15 protein-coding genes are annotated in these 14,981 nt (G+C 51.9%); 8 read left to right on the top strand and 7 right to left on the bottom strand.

What is annotated here, in order from left to right; genetic code table 11:
* Positions 1–32: 32 nt before the first annotated feature.
* Complete coding sequence (locus NSQ24_RS05440; RefSeq protein ID WP_227277786.1) at positions 33–461, bottom strand: thioesterase family protein; 429 nt, start codon at positions 459–461, stop codon at positions 33–35.
* A 167-nt stretch (positions 462–628) separates the two neighbouring features.
* Here NSQ24_RS05440 and NSQ24_RS05435 point away from each other — a divergent pair, with 167 nt between their 5' ends.
* The 3 genes from NSQ24_RS05435 (at position 629) to NSQ24_RS05425 (ending at position 2,742) form a co-directional block, all read left to right on the top strand.
* Positions 629–1,084, top strand: a complete 456-nt coding sequence (locus tag NSQ24_RS05435; RefSeq protein WP_339167378.1) for a DinB family protein — start codon at positions 629–631, stop codon at positions 1,082–1,084.
* The gene (locus NSQ24_RS05430) at positions 1,081–1,647 is read left to right on the top strand and encodes a GNAT family N-acetyltransferase (protein ID WP_039071421.1); all 567 of its coding nucleotides are present in this window, start codon (positions 1,081–1,083) and stop codon (positions 1,645–1,647) included. The genes NSQ24_RS05435 and NSQ24_RS05430 overlap by 4 nt, the downstream gene beginning before the upstream one ends.
* A gap of 177 nt (positions 1,648–1,824) precedes the next feature.
* Positions 1,825–2,742, top strand: a complete 918-nt coding sequence (locus NSQ24_RS05425) for a DMT family transporter (protein WP_024985416.1) — start codon at positions 1,825–1,827, stop codon at positions 2,740–2,742.
* A 104-nt stretch (positions 2,743–2,846) separates the two neighbouring features.
* On the opposite strand, the gene NSQ24_RS05420 is transcribed toward NSQ24_RS05425, so the two are convergent.
* The 3 genes from NSQ24_RS05420 to NSQ24_RS05410 all read right to left on the bottom strand — a co-directional run bounded on the left by NSQ24_RS05420 (position 2,847) and on the right by NSQ24_RS05410 (position 6,813).
* Positions 2,847–4,177 (bottom strand): IS1182 family transposase gene (locus NSQ24_RS05420; protein ID WP_122958896.1). Its coding sequence is split into 2 segments (ribosomal slippage): positions 2,847–3,637 and positions 3,637–4,177, totalling 1,332 coding nucleotides; the frame shifts between segments, so codons are not numbered across the junction.
* 176 nt (positions 4,178–4,353) lie between these two features.
* A complete protein-coding gene (brnQ, locus tag NSQ24_RS05415; RefSeq protein WP_003391098.1) occupies positions 4,354–5,688 on the bottom strand; it encodes a branched-chain amino acid transport system II carrier protein in 1,335 nt (444 codons plus the stop codon).
* Positions 5,689–5,889: 201 nt separating this feature from the next.
* Positions 5,890–6,813 (bottom strand): DNA-3-methyladenine glycosylase, encoded by a 924-nt coding sequence (locus NSQ24_RS05410; protein WP_031932130.1) that lies wholly within the window; start codon positions 6,811–6,813, stop codon positions 5,890–5,892.
* Positions 6,814–6,920: 107 nt separating this feature from the next.
* Between NSQ24_RS05410 and NSQ24_RS05405 the strand changes: the two genes are divergently transcribed.
* A complete protein-coding gene (locus NSQ24_RS05405) occupies positions 6,921–7,499 on the top strand; it encodes a spore coat protein (protein WP_024985414.1) in 579 nt (192 codons plus the stop codon).
* A gap of 74 nt (positions 7,500–7,573) precedes the next feature.
* Here NSQ24_RS05405 and NSQ24_RS05400 read toward each other — a convergent pair whose 3' ends face one another.
* A complete protein-coding gene (locus tag NSQ24_RS05400; RefSeq protein WP_003391092.1) occupies positions 7,574–8,494 on the bottom strand; it encodes a proline dehydrogenase in 921 nt (306 codons plus the stop codon).
* 238 nt (positions 8,495–8,732) lie between these two features.
* Between NSQ24_RS05400 and NSQ24_RS05395 the strand changes: the two genes are divergently transcribed.
* From NSQ24_RS05395 to NSQ24_RS05385, 3 genes are read left to right on the top strand one after another with little or no spacing between them, the layout of a single operon-like run.
* The gene (locus NSQ24_RS05395) at positions 8,733–10,454 is read left to right on the top strand and encodes a sigma-54-dependent Fis family transcriptional regulator (protein WP_039071422.1); all 1,722 of its coding nucleotides are present in this window, start codon (positions 8,733–8,735) and stop codon (positions 10,452–10,454) included.
* A 1-nt stretch (position 10,455) separates the two neighbouring features.
* The gene (locus tag NSQ24_RS05390) at positions 10,456–11,601 is read left to right on the top strand and encodes a winged helix-turn-helix domain-containing protein (protein ID WP_024985412.1); all 1,146 of its coding nucleotides are present in this window, start codon (positions 10,456–10,458) and stop codon (positions 11,599–11,601) included.
* 55 nt (positions 11,602–11,656) lie between these two features.
* Positions 11,657–12,907 (top strand): MFS transporter, encoded by a 1,251-nt coding sequence (locus tag NSQ24_RS05385; RefSeq protein WP_339167372.1) that lies wholly within the window; start codon positions 11,657–11,659, stop codon positions 12,905–12,907.
* Between the two features lie 59 nt (positions 12,908–12,966).
* Here the strand turns inward: NSQ24_RS05385 and NSQ24_RS05380 are convergent, their stop codons facing one another.
* Complete coding sequence (locus NSQ24_RS05380; protein WP_003391085.1) at positions 12,967–13,587, bottom strand: PilZ domain-containing protein; 621 nt, start codon at positions 13,585–13,587, stop codon at positions 12,967–12,969.
* Positions 13,588–13,705: 118 nt separating this feature from the next.
* On the opposite strand from NSQ24_RS05380, the gene NSQ24_RS05375 reads away from it, so the two are divergent.
* The gene (locus NSQ24_RS05375; RefSeq protein ID WP_003391083.1) at positions 13,706–13,879 is read left to right on the top strand and encodes a YlaF family protein; all 174 of its coding nucleotides are present in this window, start codon (positions 13,706–13,708) and stop codon (positions 13,877–13,879) included.
* Between the two features lie 10 nt (positions 13,880–13,889).
* Here the strand turns inward: NSQ24_RS05375 and NSQ24_RS05370 are convergent, their stop codons facing one another.
* Entirely contained in the window at positions 13,890–14,945 is a 1,056-nt protein-coding gene (locus NSQ24_RS05370) for a tetraprenyl-beta-curcumene synthase family protein (protein WP_003391081.1), read from the bottom strand.
* Positions 14,946–14,981: the final 36 nt, after the last annotated feature.

Genomic DNA, 14,981 nt, shown 5'->3' with positions numbered 1-14,981 from the left:
ATCGCCGTTTCCTTTTTCCTCCCAGAAAGCTTCTATCTCTCCTGCTCACCCTCCGCAGCCTTTGCCAATTCGCCCAGCCAATCTTCCGGCAACGCTACCGAGCGGCGCGTCTTCGCATCGATCATCACCATCGTCACATCGGCATCGGCTGCAAGCTCCCCCTTCTCCTTGTACAGCTCGTGCCGGATGACATAGCTTTTCTCGCCGATCCCCAGCACCCGCGTCCGCACCTGCACCTGCTCAAGCATGCGAAGCTCCCTGCGGTAGTTGATATTGATGTTCACCACTACCGGCATCAGTCCTCTTCGCTGCAGCTCGTCTAGTGTAAACCCCCTTTGGCAAATCCAGTCAAAGCGGGCCCACTCCATATATTCCAAGTACTTGGCGTTGTTTACGTGCCCGATAAAATCAATATCGGTAGAACGGACAACCAGATCAAACAAGTGCTCCTGCATACTCATCGCTCCCTTCTTTTCCCCTAGTATACCGAAACAAAACAACTGAGTGAACATTCACTCGGAATGTATTTCGGAATATTCCGAAGGATGCGGCTGTATTTTGTTTCAGTCTTCACTATAATAGAGCTAACACAAACGCTTACAGTACGGACACGGAAGGGAAGATGCCGATGTTTGAACAAATGCTGCTGCCTGCACTGCAGATGGCGCGCTCCCGCTACCAGGATGCTCTCGCCAATCTCACCGAGGGCGAGCTGGTCTGGAAGCTGGCTGACGGCTCCCATTCTGTCGGGTTCCTGATCCGGCACATCGCAGAAGTCGAGTATCGTTTTTGCCTGATGTTTTTTGGCCGCCCGCTGCCAAATATGGTAACCTTGGACACGATTGGACCGGTAAAGGATGAGGGTCAATTTACCGACCTTTCCGCTCTGCTTGCATTCCGCGAACAGTCGTATGCATACTTGCTGGAATCACTTCGTCAACTGCCCAGCGAAGCCTGGGACCACCCTGTGGAAGCTCCGATCGGAACATTATCCCCCCGGCAAGCGTTGGGCCGGCTGATCTACCATACAGGGTATCACGCGGGCCAGATCGGGCTGATCCGCAAATACGGAGGCAAACGATGAGTCTTTTGCTTCAAGGAAAACATGTATGGCTTCGGGAGATGACCCCGGATGACCTGGGTGCTGTGCTGGAAGTGTACAACAGTCACCCCGCCTACAATCTTTGGCGAAACGGAACTGCCGCGCTTAGCCTGGCAGAGCTTGAGCAGGAGTACAAGGCGATGCTGGATATTCCTTCCGGCCATTGGATGATCGTAAAGACTGTAGAGACTGCTCAGACCGCAGAAACTGCACAGACCGCTCACGCCGCCAAGCCGGAACCGAAGATTATCGGGGTTGTTCACTTCTCCACAGCTCATCCTTCCCCGGGAAAAGGGTGGATTGGCCTGTTTCTCATTCACCGGGATTGCCAAGGCCAAGGCTTTGGTCGCGAGGCTTGCTCGCTTTTGGAGCAATACTGTGCAGAGCAAGGGTGCTCACAGCTCCATCTCGGCGTAATTGCCGAGGACGAGCAGACTCTCCGTTTTTGGGGAAAGCTCGGCTTTGAACAGTATCGCCAGGTCACGGCTCCCGTCGGACGCTTGACCCAGCCTGTCCTGCTCCTGGCCAAGCAAATTGCGGATTGACCGCGTTCCCCAGCACAGCTTTGTCCTTTAAAGGAGGTGAAACCATGCTCGCACGTCCGCGTTTTGAATGTGATGTACCCGTCGTTCTCCTCACCTAGTCGGAGAGGGAATGTGTGAAATCGTCCCCCCGGCTACGGAAAAGAAACAGTACCATTTTTCCGGGAGGGGCACGTTGATATGAATGCGATGTGGAAACAGCAGTTGTTTGGAGCACTTTGCCTGACTTTGGCAGCAGCCATTTGGGGCGGCGTCTATGTGGTAAGCAAGGTAGTGCTGGAAGAAATTCCGCCATTTACGCTCTTGATTATCCGTTTTGCCATTGCTTCCGTCGTGTTGGGGGTATTTGTAGTGGCACGGCGCGAGTTCATCGCCAAACAGGATTTTCCCATGATTATGGCGATCGCGTTTGTCGGAGTGACAATTTCGATTGGCGCGCAGTTTTTGGGGACCAAGCTTTCGACGGCGCACATGGGAGCGCTGATTACCGCCGCTTCCCCGGCCTTCATCGCGCTGTTTGCCGTCTGGCTGCTCAAGGAGCGCATCCACAAGCTGCAGCTCGCAGGCATCCTGCTGGCTACGATCGGCGTCCTGATTGTGATCGGCATTCCCGACGAGGCGGATGCCCAGTCTTCCCTGCTCGGCAACCTCATTCTTCTGGTCGCCGCGGTGAGCTGGGGGCTGTATACGGTCATGAGCAAAAAGGCGACTTTGCGCTACTCCTCTTTGGCGGTAACGACGTATGTCGCTCTGTTTGGTCTCATCTTTACCTGTCCGGTCATGGTGTGGGAGTTGTCCGTCACAGCGGTATCCTGGGATTTCAGCTGGAAAATCTGGGCCGGTGTCCTGTACATCGGGATTATCTCTACAGCAGGCGCCTTTTACCTGTGGAATAAAGGCTTTGAACTGCTCCAGGCGGGCAGCGGAGCCGGATTTTTCTTCGTTCAGCCGATCGTCGGCGCTGCACTGGGCTGGCTTCTTCTTGGGGAGCATCTCGGCATTGGATTTTTCGCCGGCGCAATCTTTATCTTTTTGGGCGTCGCGCTTTCCAATCTCCAACAATCTGCTGCCAAGCAAAAAGCAGGCACACCCGATTAGGGTGTGCCGCAGGCTGTCGAGAAACCCCACAATATGTTGGAGTTTCTTCTTTCATAACAATAAAATTGAGCACGAAGTGCTGGAAGTCTTAGATAGCACCACACCTAACATGCCTTTGCAAGGTGGAGTGCTATCTTTTTTATATTTTGAACGGTTGCTGTCAGCAACGCTTGCTCTTGGACATTTTCACGTCCGCGCAACCTACAATAGCGAAGTCCATGCAGTTCTTTGGCATCTGCAAAACTTCGCTCTATCGTTTGGTATCTCAACCTGTATAGGTATTTTCCTGACTTACTTAAGCGGTTCTGTCGAACCCATTCTTTACTCTCTTCCCATACATGCCTGGTTATCACCTTTTGGTGATTTTTTGACCGTGTACACATAGTGAGCATCGGACATGCCTTACATATTTCTTTATTTGACTTATACATTCTGTATCCGTTACGGTCAGTTGTCGAATAAGCAAGCTCATGTTTTTGGGGGCAAATATAGACATTCTTTTCGGGATCATATTTAAACCGCCATTTGGCGATAAGGCCTTTAACAGGTGAAAAAGCTCGATGGCCAATGACGGCAAAGATATTTAGATCGTGCAGAGCCTTGCAGATTGGAGTAGTTAAATAGCCAGCATCCAATGCAACGGCTTCAATGGTATCTGTAAACCCAAACTTCTCAATTTGGTGTTGTAGCCGATCTACATAAGGAACAGAATCATGAACGTTACCCGCAGTCACGTGTACATCAGTTATGATATTGTACTTATGATCGACTGTCCGATGATCGAGATAGAAAAAGCCTTCAGGCTTTCCGTCACGAACCATGTAACCACTGTCCGGATCAGTAGTACTCACCTTGATTTCCTTTTCTTCCTTCACATCCTCTCTAGGCTTCAATCCTTTTTTCCGTGTGCTTCACGGTCTTCATTAATGGCTGCTTCTAAATCACTAAGGTAGGCTCGACTAGATTTTTCAATAACATGCTTCTTAAATTTACGTTTGTTCGCATTTGCTTTCAGATGAGTGGAATCACTTATCAAAACACGTCCGCCAACCATGCGATGTTGGATAGCAAGGCGAACGATTTCATCAAAAATCTCTTGGAAAACATTTGTGTTTTTAAAACGAGTTCGACGATTCCAACTGATGGTAGTGTGGTCTGGAACTCGATCTGTTAGTGAAAGGCCAAGAAACCAGCGGTAAGCGATATTCGTCTGAATTTCCTTTTCGAGTTGTCTTTCTGACCGGATACCGTAAAGGTATCCAATGAAAATCATTTTAAATAAAACCACCGGATCAATGGCTGGTCTACCGTTATCTTCACAATAGTATTGGCGTACTTTTTCTCGGATGAAAGAGAAGTCTACATGCTTTTGAATAACTCGTAGCAAATGGTCCTCCGGGACCAACTCATCAAGGCATACAAATTCATATTGCATTTGTTGCTTTTTTTCATTAGAGGAAAGCACAATAATCACCCGCCAGTAAATGTAATTACAAGAATATTATAACACATTAACGCGGTGTCGTCATAAAATACAGGGAAATAAAAATGGCTGTCGACTTTCTCGACAGCCTGAGGCACACCCGATTAGGGTGTGCCGTTTGTTTTTTCCTAGTAGATGGTTCTCTGTTTCGCACTTCCCTGGCGAAGGCTTCCCCAAAGGTAGCCAAGCATTCCTCCGACGATTGCGGGCAGAAGCCAACCGATCCCCTCCGCGTAAAGCGGCAGGTGTTTATACAGCGCAGTTATCGCGTCCATCGGAACGCCGAGCTGCTTCAGTCCATCCGTCAGGCTGACAGCTGCAGTAGTGACGATTGCCCCGATGTAAACCGAAGAATATCCTCTGAATACCCGGTGCAAAAAGGACAGCAGCATCAGCACGATTGCCAGCGGATAGATGGCAACAAGCACTGGTACGGACAAGGCAATAAGCTGGGTCAACCCTACATTGGCTACGGCTGTGCTGAACACGCACAAGACCGCGACCATTGTTTTGTAAGATACAACCGGAAAGCGATCCGAGAAAAATCGGCTGCAGGCAGTCACCAGACCGACCGATGTCGTGATGCAGGCGAGTGTAACAGCCAGGCCAAGCAGCAAAGATCCCATCGAGCCAAACAAGTGTTGGACGACAGCAGTCAGGATTTGCCCTCCGTTGTCCGAGGCACCCAATGTCTTGCTGGTAGCGCCAAGGTAGCCGAGCGCCAGATAAACCAGGGCCAGGCCGGTTGCCGCAATAATGCCGGCTTTGATCGTAGACAGAGACAATTTCGCGCGGTCAGTGATGCCAAGTTCCTTGATCGCAGTCGTGACGACGATCCCGAAGACCATTGCAGCCAGCGCATCAAGGGTCAAATACCCTTCCAAAAAGCCTTTGAAAAACGGTGTCGATTGATATGCTTCGGCAGGTGCTCCCACATCGCCGATCGGATGTGTCACTCCCTGGAAAAACATGACCGCAATAATCAGCAGAAGCGCCGGTGTCAGAATTTTCCCGATGCGATCCACCAATTTCGACGGATGCAGGGAAAGCCAGTAGGTCAGGGCAAAGAAGACCACGGTGCAGATAAACAGCGGTACCCAACTGCCTTTCACCGACTCGGGCAAAAACGGCAATACCCCCATTTCAAACGTAACCGTCCCTGTGCGGGGAAGCGCCAGAAACGGGCCGATCGCCAAGTAAACGACAACCGTAAACAGTACGCCAAATACCGGATGAACGCGGCCAGCCAGTGCGGACAGACTCCCTCCGCCGAGGCTGACAGCCACCACGCCCATCAGCGGCAGCCCCACTCCGGTTATGATAAAACCGAGCATGGCAATCCAGACATTTGTCCCGGCGGATTGCCCCAATGCCGGTGGAAAAATCATATTCCCCGCTCCGAAGAACAAGGCAAATAGCATGAGTCCTATCGATATGGTTTCTTTTTTGGATAATTCTTTCATATTTTCCTCTCCAATTGCCTTTCTTGTTTTTAAATTTTGCGAAAGTTTTTTATAATGTAACTGAACACAGATTATAGTACGTATTAAGATCTTTTTCAAATATATTTTTTTCCAACACACGGACAAACGCTGTCATATCAACAAAAAAGCCTGCATCCGATCAAGCGGCTGCAAGCTTTGCTTCACTGACCGATTTGATGATTACCAGGCTTCTTTCCGCTTCAGAGCCCCGACTGTTTCCCATACGTACAAGGAGACATAGCTGCGCCAGGGTGCCCAGCTCTCCCCGATCCTTCTCATTTCAGCTTCATCCGGTCTTGCCTCCAACTGGTAAACAAGCTGCATCCCGTTTTTCAGTCCGATATCTGCTACAGGAAGCAGATCGGGCCGCCCCATGCCGAACATCATCATGCACTCGACAGTCCACTTGCCAATCCCCCTAAGCGGGGTAAGCGTGGCCATAATTTCCTGCTCGTCCATTTTCCACAGTCCCTCCAGGTCTACACGGCCATTCACGACCGCTCGTGCCAGATCGATGATGTATTCCGCTTTTCTCTGGCTAAACTGCAGGGGGCGCAGTGCCTCCGGCTCCATGACTGCAATCCGGTCAGCGGCGGGAAAGGCATAGTGGAGAGTGCCCTCTGCATCCTGGACGCTTTCACCCGCAAGCTCCAAGAGCCTCTCGGTCAATGTCGCTGCAAAAGCGAGGTTGATCTGCTGCCCGATAATCGTCTTGACCATCGATTGAAACAGGTCGTCATCCAGTACAAAACGCAGTCCGCGAAACCGTTCTGCGAGCGGAGCCAGTTTGGCATCTGCCTGCATAAGCGCGTAGAGTGGAGCCAGATCCACATCTGCACTGAACATATGCCGGATGTGTTTCTCCAGCCCCGCTGCCTCGGCGGCACTCAATGCCGCGCTTGTCTCCCAGGAAAGGCTCGGATGGTCCAGCTCGCCTGTGAAACGGATGCTGGCCAAAATGGGACGGTTGTTTACACGAAATACCCGCTGAAGCGATTTTTGCTCGAAGACTACCTTTATTTGCGGGTCGGGATGGGTCTCAAGCCGCCTTAAAAGCCGCTCAAACGAATAGGGGGCCTTTAGTTGAATGATTTGGCTGCTCACGGGTAGATTACACCTCTCTTTTCAATCCATTGGAAAAATGAAACAGGAGCAACTGGGCATACTATGACAGGCATTTGCCGGACTACTGCCAGAAGGAGAGATTTTGCATGCGCCTTGCCTCTCATGAAGCAGCCGAATTAAACGAACTGCTGATGAGCTGCACCAACTCGATCCAAAGCATGGCCTTGTTCATCAACCAGGCTCAGGACCCGGAGCTGCGCTCGATGATTCAGCGCCATTACTCGGTTCATGTACAAGACTACAACATGAAGGTAGAATTTGTCACACAGCAGATGGGCTCCCGCGATCAATTGAATGTCCCGGCGATTACAGGACAAGCCTTCACACCTGCTCCCGGCCATCAATATCAGCCGATACAGCCCCAAGTAAAGCTTGCTCAACTGGATGACCGCGCGATTGCCACCTCGTATCTGCTGACGTTGAAGCGGGCAGGACGGGAATACGCCTGGTCAGCCTTTGAGACGACGACTCCGCAGCTGCGCATTTTCCTCGAGGATGCATTCCGGATGTGTTCCCATCAATCGTTTGAAGTGTGGCAGTACATGGTCAAAAAAGGCTGGTACGCCGTCACGATGGCACCTCCGCAGGCTGTCTCGACACTCGGGCTGGTGTACCAGCAGGTTCCGTATCATCAGCCGATGGAAGCCTATCAGCAACAGCCATAAACGGCAAAAAACGCACCCTTTGTCCCCTTTTTTGGAGACGGGTGCGTTTTTGCAAAGCAACGATAGCTGTCCGATTACTTCGTGAACATCCCTTTCAAGACAAAAGCAACGTTAGCCGGGCGTTCTGCCAGACGGCGCATGAAATAGCCGTACCAGTCGCTGCCGTATGGCACGTATACACGCATCTTGTAGCCTTCGCGCGCCAGATCGATCTGCGATTGCACACGGATGCCGTACAGCATCTGGAATTCAAATTGCGTGCGCGGAATGTTGTATTCCTTTTCCAGCTTTTTCACGTAGTCGATGATCGCGTCATCGTGAGTGGCTACAGCAGCATAGCAGCCATTCAGCAGGTGCTGCTTGATGATTTTTTTGTAGTTCTCATCCACATCGGCTTTGTTCGGGAACGCTACCTCAGGCGATTCCTTGTACGCCCCTTTTACGAGACGCAGGTTGACCTTTTTCTCTTTTACACCCTCGATGTCAGCAGCGGAATCGTACAGGTACGCCTGAATGACAGTTCCGACGTTGTCGTAATCCTGCAAAAGCTCGTGCAGGATTTCCAGGGTAATATTTTTATGGGCATAGTCCTCCATATCGATCCGGACAAAAATATTTCCGTGGTTCTTGGCATAATCGAGAATGCGGCGCATGTTGGTCATGCACAGCTCGCGGCTGATATCCAGACCGAGACTCGTCATTTTCAGAGAAAGGTTGCAATCGACACCGGACTTGTGAATCGCTTCCAATGTTTTGATGCAGTAGTCAGCCGACTCATTTGCCTCTTCCGTGCTGAATACGAACTCGCCCAAATGGTCCAGCGTGCAGACAAGCCCTTTCTGATTCAATTCGCGGACCTTCTTGATCGCCTCGTCAATCGTTTCACCCGAAACAAAACGGTTGGCTCCGAACCGCAACCCCCATTTTTTCGCAGCAGCATTCAACGCTTTGTTCTTGGAAAGGAACAGGAAAAAGTCCTTCATAAGTTGTTCCATCGTAAATCTGTCTCCTCCTCAACAATACATCTGCGAGATTTTATTAGCATAAACCGTGCCAACACCACAAATTCGAAAAAAAAACAACAATTTCTTTCCTGGTTGTTCACCATTTTTACACATATGTACAGAATGTGTTTATTGTTGTACACTTTTGCTTAGACAAGATCCGACATAAACGTACATGAGAAAATTGAAACCGTTTTCCTATCTCTTAGTGTGGATTGGAAGTGAGGATTTGAAACCGCTGTTTTCATTGGATGCCCCTATTTCCAGCCTGGCAAAGCCCATCGACCCTGCTCTGGTCAGTATACGCGAGGGAATCACGCCGGGTGTAGGTTTGCTGCGGATAAACGATCAGGAGTCGGCCGTGCTCCTCTTGCCGGAAGCGATGTCTATGGCTGATGCCGGAAAAAGACTGTTGGCTGAAGCCGACGACAGCGCCTTTGCGCCCGACATTGTCATCCTCAACAGCGAGGGCCATGTGAGCGGATTTGTGGAAGCCAGGCGCTTGCTTGGAGCCTTCGTCTCCATCGCCGGCAATCAGGCGATCCTGCTCAAAACCTTGCTCGATACGATGAGTGAAGCGATCACGATCGTGGATACCGATAACATCGTCCAGTATTGGAACCCCGCCGCCGAAAAAATTTATGATATCGATCGGAGCCAGGTGGTCGGCACCCGTCTGGACGTGCATTTTGCCAGCGAATCGATCCGTCTGCTGGATGCCCTGCAGCAAGGGGAGACCGTCTATCGCCTCTACCACGTTCCGAGGCCAGACCGCCATGTGCTGATCAATGCCGCTCCCATCCGCCGGGAAAACGAAATCATCGGCGCCATTTCGATCGAGCAGGACATTACCGAACTGGTCCGCTTAAATGAGGAGCTGGCCCATACGACTGCCCACCTGCACAACCTGCAGCAGGAGATGAGCCGTTTTCATCCTGCCGACGATCCGTTTTTTCCGATCAAAGGTCACTCCGCCTCTATCCAGACTGCGATACAGGCTGCCCGCAAAGTGGCGCAGACGGATGCAACGGTCCTGATAAACGGCGAAAGCGGTGTAGGGAAAGAACTGTTCGCCCAGGCGATTCACCAGGCCAGCCGCAGAAGAGACAAACCGTTTATTGCGATCAACTGCGGCGCGATCCCTGCAGCGCTGTTCGAAAGCGAGCTGTTCGGCTATCAGGGCGGCGCTTTTACAGGCGCGGAAAAGAAAGGAAAGCCCGGGAAGCTGGAGCTGGCCCATGGAGGGACGCTGTTCCTCGACGAAATTGGAGAGTTGCCGCTCGAGCTTCAGGTGAAGCTGCTGCGCGCCCTGCAGGAGCGTCAATTTTATCGCGTCGGCGGTACGGAACCGATCACGGTCAATACCCGTATCGTCGCCGCTACCAACCGGAAGCTGGAAAAAATGGTCGCAGACGGGCTTTTCCGCGAAGACCTTTACTACCGGTTAAACGTCTTTACACTGGAAATCCCATCCCTGCGCGAGCGGCGCGAGGACATTCCCGAGCTGGTGCAGATCTTTCTGCACGAGTATGCAATTGCTCACGAACATCCGGTGCCACGGGTCTCCCCCGAAGTGATGCAAGCCTTGTACGACTACAACTGGCCGGGAAATATCCGGCAGCTGCGCAATGTGATCGAGCGGCTGTCCATCCTGCAAGAAAACGGTTTGATCCTATACGATCAGCTCCCCTCCTCGATCAGGATGCAGCAGCTCGAACAGCCTGTCATTCCGCAGCCGAGGTTCTCTTCCGCAGACAATCATCCCATCGCTTCTGCGTCGTATGCTGCATCGCGCCCCGGCTTCGAGCATGGCGGGAGTGAAAAGGAGCGGATTCTGGCTGCATTGGAACGAACCTACGGGAACAAAAAAGCGGCCGCGGTTCTTTTGGGATTTTCCCGGGGAACGCTGTACAACAAAATGAAAAAATACGGAATTGACGAGGGATTCTGAAGTGGAGACGCTCCATTTTTACGATGAAGCTTATGAAGTGTGCCTAAATAGCGAGAGAATTGCCCTTTTGCCAAAGGAGTACGCGCTTTTGCGCTTTCTCTTTACCCGGCGCAATCAGGTCTTCCGCCGCAGCGATCTGCTCGATCTGGTATGGGGACAAGACGAGATGCCGACGGACCGGACAGTGGATGATCACGTTTATCGTCTGCGCAAAAAACTGCATGGGTGGCGGCATCTGTTGACCATCGAGACGGTGCGGGGGATGGGCTACCGGCTCACCTGGAAAGAGCCGAAAGGGCAAAATCTGCTCGAGAACAATCCTGAATTCGCGGGACATGTCAGGCACATGCTGGAGATGTATCACGGTCTCGGGATGGGGGCTGCGATGCAAACGCTGTCGGCAAACAAGGACGTGCTCGGGTTTGAGCTGGACCCGTTCTACGCTGTTTATTTGCGTTTTGTCTCAGGGGATTTCCGGTGGTTTTTGACCACATCGGACCTCCCCTTCAACGAGAAGCTGTTCTATTTGGCCCATCTCTACTTCATTGCAGAGGAAGACTCCGCAAAAGTATTGGACCTCTACAAGCGGATCGTTGACGGCAAGCAGCAGTTGCCAGGCTTGTGGGAAGAAGAGCTTCAGATCAACATGATTTCGCTCCTCGTTGAGGCCAAGCAATGGCAGCAAGCTGCCGACCAGATTCAAAAGGTTGAGAAGATTGTCGCCAGAATTCAGTCGCCTAGCTATACGTTGACCTTTCTGTTTCAGCACATCTGCTATCTGCTGGATCGGCAGGATGTAGCCGGGGCAGAGGAAGCCTTTACGCAAGCAAACGCTTTGCTCGCTGCAAAACCGATGCAGCGCGAGCAGGGAATGCTGGTCATTTTAGAAGGCATGTGGCAATATCTGCAGGGTCTTCCTGAACAGGGGCGGCTGTCTTTGGATAAAGGCATCGAGATTTTGCAGCGGACCCGCTTTATTCCCCACTACCTTTTTGCTGTCCGCAAAATTGACCGCTTCTTTCAAGCCTTCCCAGTCGACAGCGTCTGGCAGCAGAAGTACAAAAAAGAGTGGGCCCGGGTAAGCGAAGAGTACCAATTTCCACTTCTGCGGCGTCAATTAGTCGATGTCTTTGCCCGCCATCTCTGATATTGCTCTGACAATTCCCCCTTATACTAACGTCAAGGAAAAGGGGGAATTGTTCATGATGCTTTTGAAAAACCGCGTATTTGCCAAAATGTTTGCCGCTTACGGGCTTTCTACGCTGGGCGATTGGTTCGATTTCATCGCCCTGTCCATGCTGCTCGGCTACGTCTGGAAAGCCGAACCGATGACACTCGCCTTGCTGCCTCTGGCGTACGCGCTGCCCAGCGTTTTTTTGAGCCAGTTCGCCGGGATTGCCGCAGATCGTTTCGGCAAGCTGAAGGTGATGATCATCACGGACTTGATTCGATTTGGTTTGACTCTTCTGTTGATCCTCGCGCCCAACCCCTGGTGGCTGCTCGGCATCGTGCTGATCCGCTCGACGGCTGAAATCTTTTATGCTCCAGCCCATCAGGCGCTTACCCGTCATGTCGTTTCTGAAGACCAGCTGCTCCAGGCGGCTTCGCTGAACGGGAGCGTGTTTCAGTCGGGAAAGCTGATCGGTCCGCTTTTGGGCGGGATCGCTGCCGCCTTTGTCTCGCCTGCTGTCTGCCTTCTGATCAACGCGCTCAGCTTTTTGGGCTCTGCTGCCTGCTTGCTTGGGATCGGGAGCATACGCGAGTCTGCGCAGGGGGAAACCAACACCGCAGAGCCCCCGGAACATACAAGCTGGATCGCGACCTGGCTGGAGGGCTGGCGCATTCTTTTGCACAACCGTACGCTATTTTTTAGTACGCTCTTTTTTCTCGTTTCGCTCACGGCCATCCAGCTCGTTGACGCGCAGTTTGTCGTCATCCTGCGTGAAAAGGCACCGGGTCAGCCCGAGCTTTTGGGCTATATGATCAGTGCGATTGGAGTAGGAGCTTTGCTTGCCGTGATGTGGCTTTCCCGCTTAAAAGAGATTGTTTCGTACGGCTGGGTCCTCGGCGGAGGCGTGCTTTTGATCGGCGTCATGGTAACGTGGGCCGGCTTGTACCAGCCTGGAAGCGGGGTCTCGTGGCTCTTGCTCGCGGCTTTCCTCGGAGGGATTGGAACAGGTCTTGCCTCCGTCGGCTCCAATTACCTTCGGCAGAAAGAGACGCCAAAGGAAGCGATCGGCCGTGTCACCGGCATTCTCGATTCACTTAGCAGCTCTATTTTTATCGTCGCGCCGCTGCTCGGCGGGGCCCTCATTCAAACATGGGGCGTAAGCCTGAGCTTTCAGTGGACGGGTATACTCATCGGAGGCATCGGCGCAGCTGGCATCCTCCTGCAGAAAGTCATTTGGAAAAGAAAATCGGTGCAAAACGAAAGCCTGCAAGGCTGGGGCTGAGAAAGAGCTACAATCAAAAAAATTGGTCCACCAGGAACCAATTCTGAAGTCTGCTTATTTTATTCCGGAAGGAAATGGCGTCGTTCTTCCAGTTGTCTCTGCAGGATATACTTGCGCAAAGCATGGAAGTAACGCGCTTGAATACGGACGATTTTACAGCCGTAAAAGTAAAAGCCCCCTTCCATTCTCTCGTGTATGACTTGCAGTTCGGCCAGGACCACGCCGTCTTCCCGATGGCGGCCGTACAGTTCTGTGGAAAAGGTGATCGTTTGTTCGCGCGGGATTGGCCGGTCTACGCGCAGGGCCAGTCCCCCCAGACTCAGATTGATCAAGGCCACCCTCTGTGTATGGAGAGAAAATCTGTGTTGTCCGGGGTCCGCTTTATACCTGATCCATCCGCTCATATCAACGTCGAACCTGGGATACCGACGCCTTTGTTCGCGAAATTCGATCGCCGTCGGGGAATGGAAAAGAAACAGGCGATTCTTCTCTTTCGCCACAACGACCGCCTCAAAATTACTGATTGTCTCGTAATTATCGGTCAATAAGCATGGCAACTGATCGCCCACCACTACCTCTGCAATCTCAGGGAAGACGGCTTCGATCAAATCACCTTCTTCATAGATGACACTGCCTTCGAACAATTGCTTTCCTTTTTTTATTTGTAAGAAGCTGTCCATCCGAGTCTCCACCACTTCACGTAAAGATTTGCTGCTTTCTTCCATGCTAACGGAATTCAATCATTTTCAAGGAAAATAAGGTATAATGGGAACATTGACAGATAGGAGGTTACGACCGATGAATCGATATCAATGGGTTACCTTAACGCTGGCTCTGGGCGTAGCAGCCTGCTTCATCGGGGTTGGTGTCGCTATCGGTGAACGCAGCCCGCTGGGTGTCATCGGAGGAATCCTCGGTGCCTGCGCCCTGATGGGGTATGGCTTTTCGTACAAGCGGAAGCACTTGCGTTAAAACCGAGACCCTACCGCCTGACGAGCAGACTATTCACGTAGAACAATACTGAAGGCAACCCCCTGGCCTGTTTCAACAGTTCTCTGGCAATGGTGTATATGCGCGGCTGGTTCCGGTTTACCTTGCGATCAACCAGGTAAAAGGCGACCAGTCCGTCTACGATCATACGGTGAAAATCCGGATTGGGCAAGCGGTCTACGCTTGCCTTTGCTTGCTTGATAAAATGCCGCAGCCGCTCGGTAGCTTCCCGCTCGGAAGTGTAGTAGCTGACAAAATTCAAATCTCCGCCGAGCCGATCCTCTTCCATATCAATCAAGTAATCAAGCAAAATATGTAAGCCGCTGATCCAGGGAAAGTACGCCCCGTTTATCGCAAGAATTTGCTCATCCGGGACATCCTCGTCCGTCGCCAAGCAGAACAGCGCAAAGATGTTGATCGTCGATCCCGTTACCGCAGCGAATTCCTGCCAGTACAGCTCGGAATTCTCTTCCTTGTGCTCATCCCACCAGGCGAGCAGCCGCGCTTCCCGCTGATCGTGAGCAATATGCTTGTACACTTGCAAATCGCTGTATAGACGAGACAATCTCAGAACATGCGGCTTGATTTTCTCATAGCCGGACAGTTGTGCCGTATACCGCTGACAAGCCAAAACCAGCTCCGCGAGAAAACCGCTATCGTCCTTTTCGTCCCGGTATCGATAATAGTCCTGCAGCGGCGCTCCCGGCGTCAGCGCATCCTGCATGGATACGTGAAGCTGCCTAAAGTCCACGGGATCCAGCGACGTACTCCGGTCGCACAGGTTGTCCAGATAGTCGCTGATCGTCTGGTAGGCCACGATTAGCGGTACAATCACTTCGATGTGAGGTACTACCTGTGCCGCGTAAACACATCCTCCCTGACAGTGAAACTTCTTGCTTTCCATGCTAGCCATCGCCTGTTTGCGCAATTCCGGGTCCTCAATTCTTTGGGCCCGTCCATACCAAGCGTCAAACTCCCGCTCCAAAACCGGCTGCACATGGCGATACATCCGATACAGCAATTGCCACGGATGTCGTAGCTCCCTCACGCAATTCCCTCCTAACCGACAACGCGTTTCCGCCGT

Source organism: Brevibacillus sp. FSL L8-0520 (assembly GCF_037963895.1).
GTDB lineage: Bacteria > Bacillota > Bacilli > Brevibacillales > Brevibacillaceae > Brevibacillus > Brevibacillus borstelensis.
The sequence above is the reverse complement of the archived record's forward strand: the minus strand, read 5'-3'. Positions and strand labels throughout refer to the sequence as shown.

Excerpts from the sequence above, each read along its gene's own strand:
- NSQ24_RS05405 (WP_024985414.1), top strand. The coding sequence starts at position 6,921 with ATGCGCCTTGCCTCTCATGAAGCAGCCGAATTAAACGAACTGCTGATG.
- NSQ24_RS05425 (WP_024985416.1), top strand. The coding sequence starts at position 1,825 with ATGAATGCGATGTGGAAACAGCAGTTGTTTGGAGCACTTTGCCTGACT.
- NSQ24_RS05435 (WP_339167378.1), top strand. The coding sequence starts at position 629 with ATGTTTGAACAAATGCTGCTGCCTGCACTGCAGATGGCGCGCTCCCGC.
- NSQ24_RS05430 (WP_039071421.1), top strand. The coding sequence starts at position 1,081 with ATGAGTCTTTTGCTTCAAGGAAAACATGTATGGCTTCGGGAGATGACC.
- NSQ24_RS05385 (WP_339167372.1), top strand. The coding sequence starts at position 11,657 with ATGATGCTTTTGAAAAACCGCGTATTTGCCAAAATGTTTGCCGCTTAC.
- NSQ24_RS05440 (WP_227277786.1), bottom strand. The coding sequence starts at position 461 with ATGAGTATGCAGGAGCACTTGTTTGATCTGGTTGTCCGTTCTACCGAT.
- NSQ24_RS05380 (WP_003391085.1), bottom strand. The coding sequence starts at position 13,587 with ATGGACAGCTTCTTACAAATAAAAAAAGGAAAGCAATTGTTCGAAGGC.
- NSQ24_RS05400 (WP_003391092.1), bottom strand. The coding sequence starts at position 8,494 with ATGGAACAACTTATGAAGGACTTTTTCCTGTTCCTTTCCAAGAACAAA.
- NSQ24_RS05375 (WP_003391083.1), top strand. The coding sequence starts at position 13,706 with ATGAATCGATATCAATGGGTTACCTTAACGCTGGCTCTGGGCGTAGCA.
- brnQ (WP_003391098.1), bottom strand. The coding sequence starts at position 5,688 with ATGAAAGAATTATCCAAAAAAGAAACCATATCGATAGGACTCATGCTA.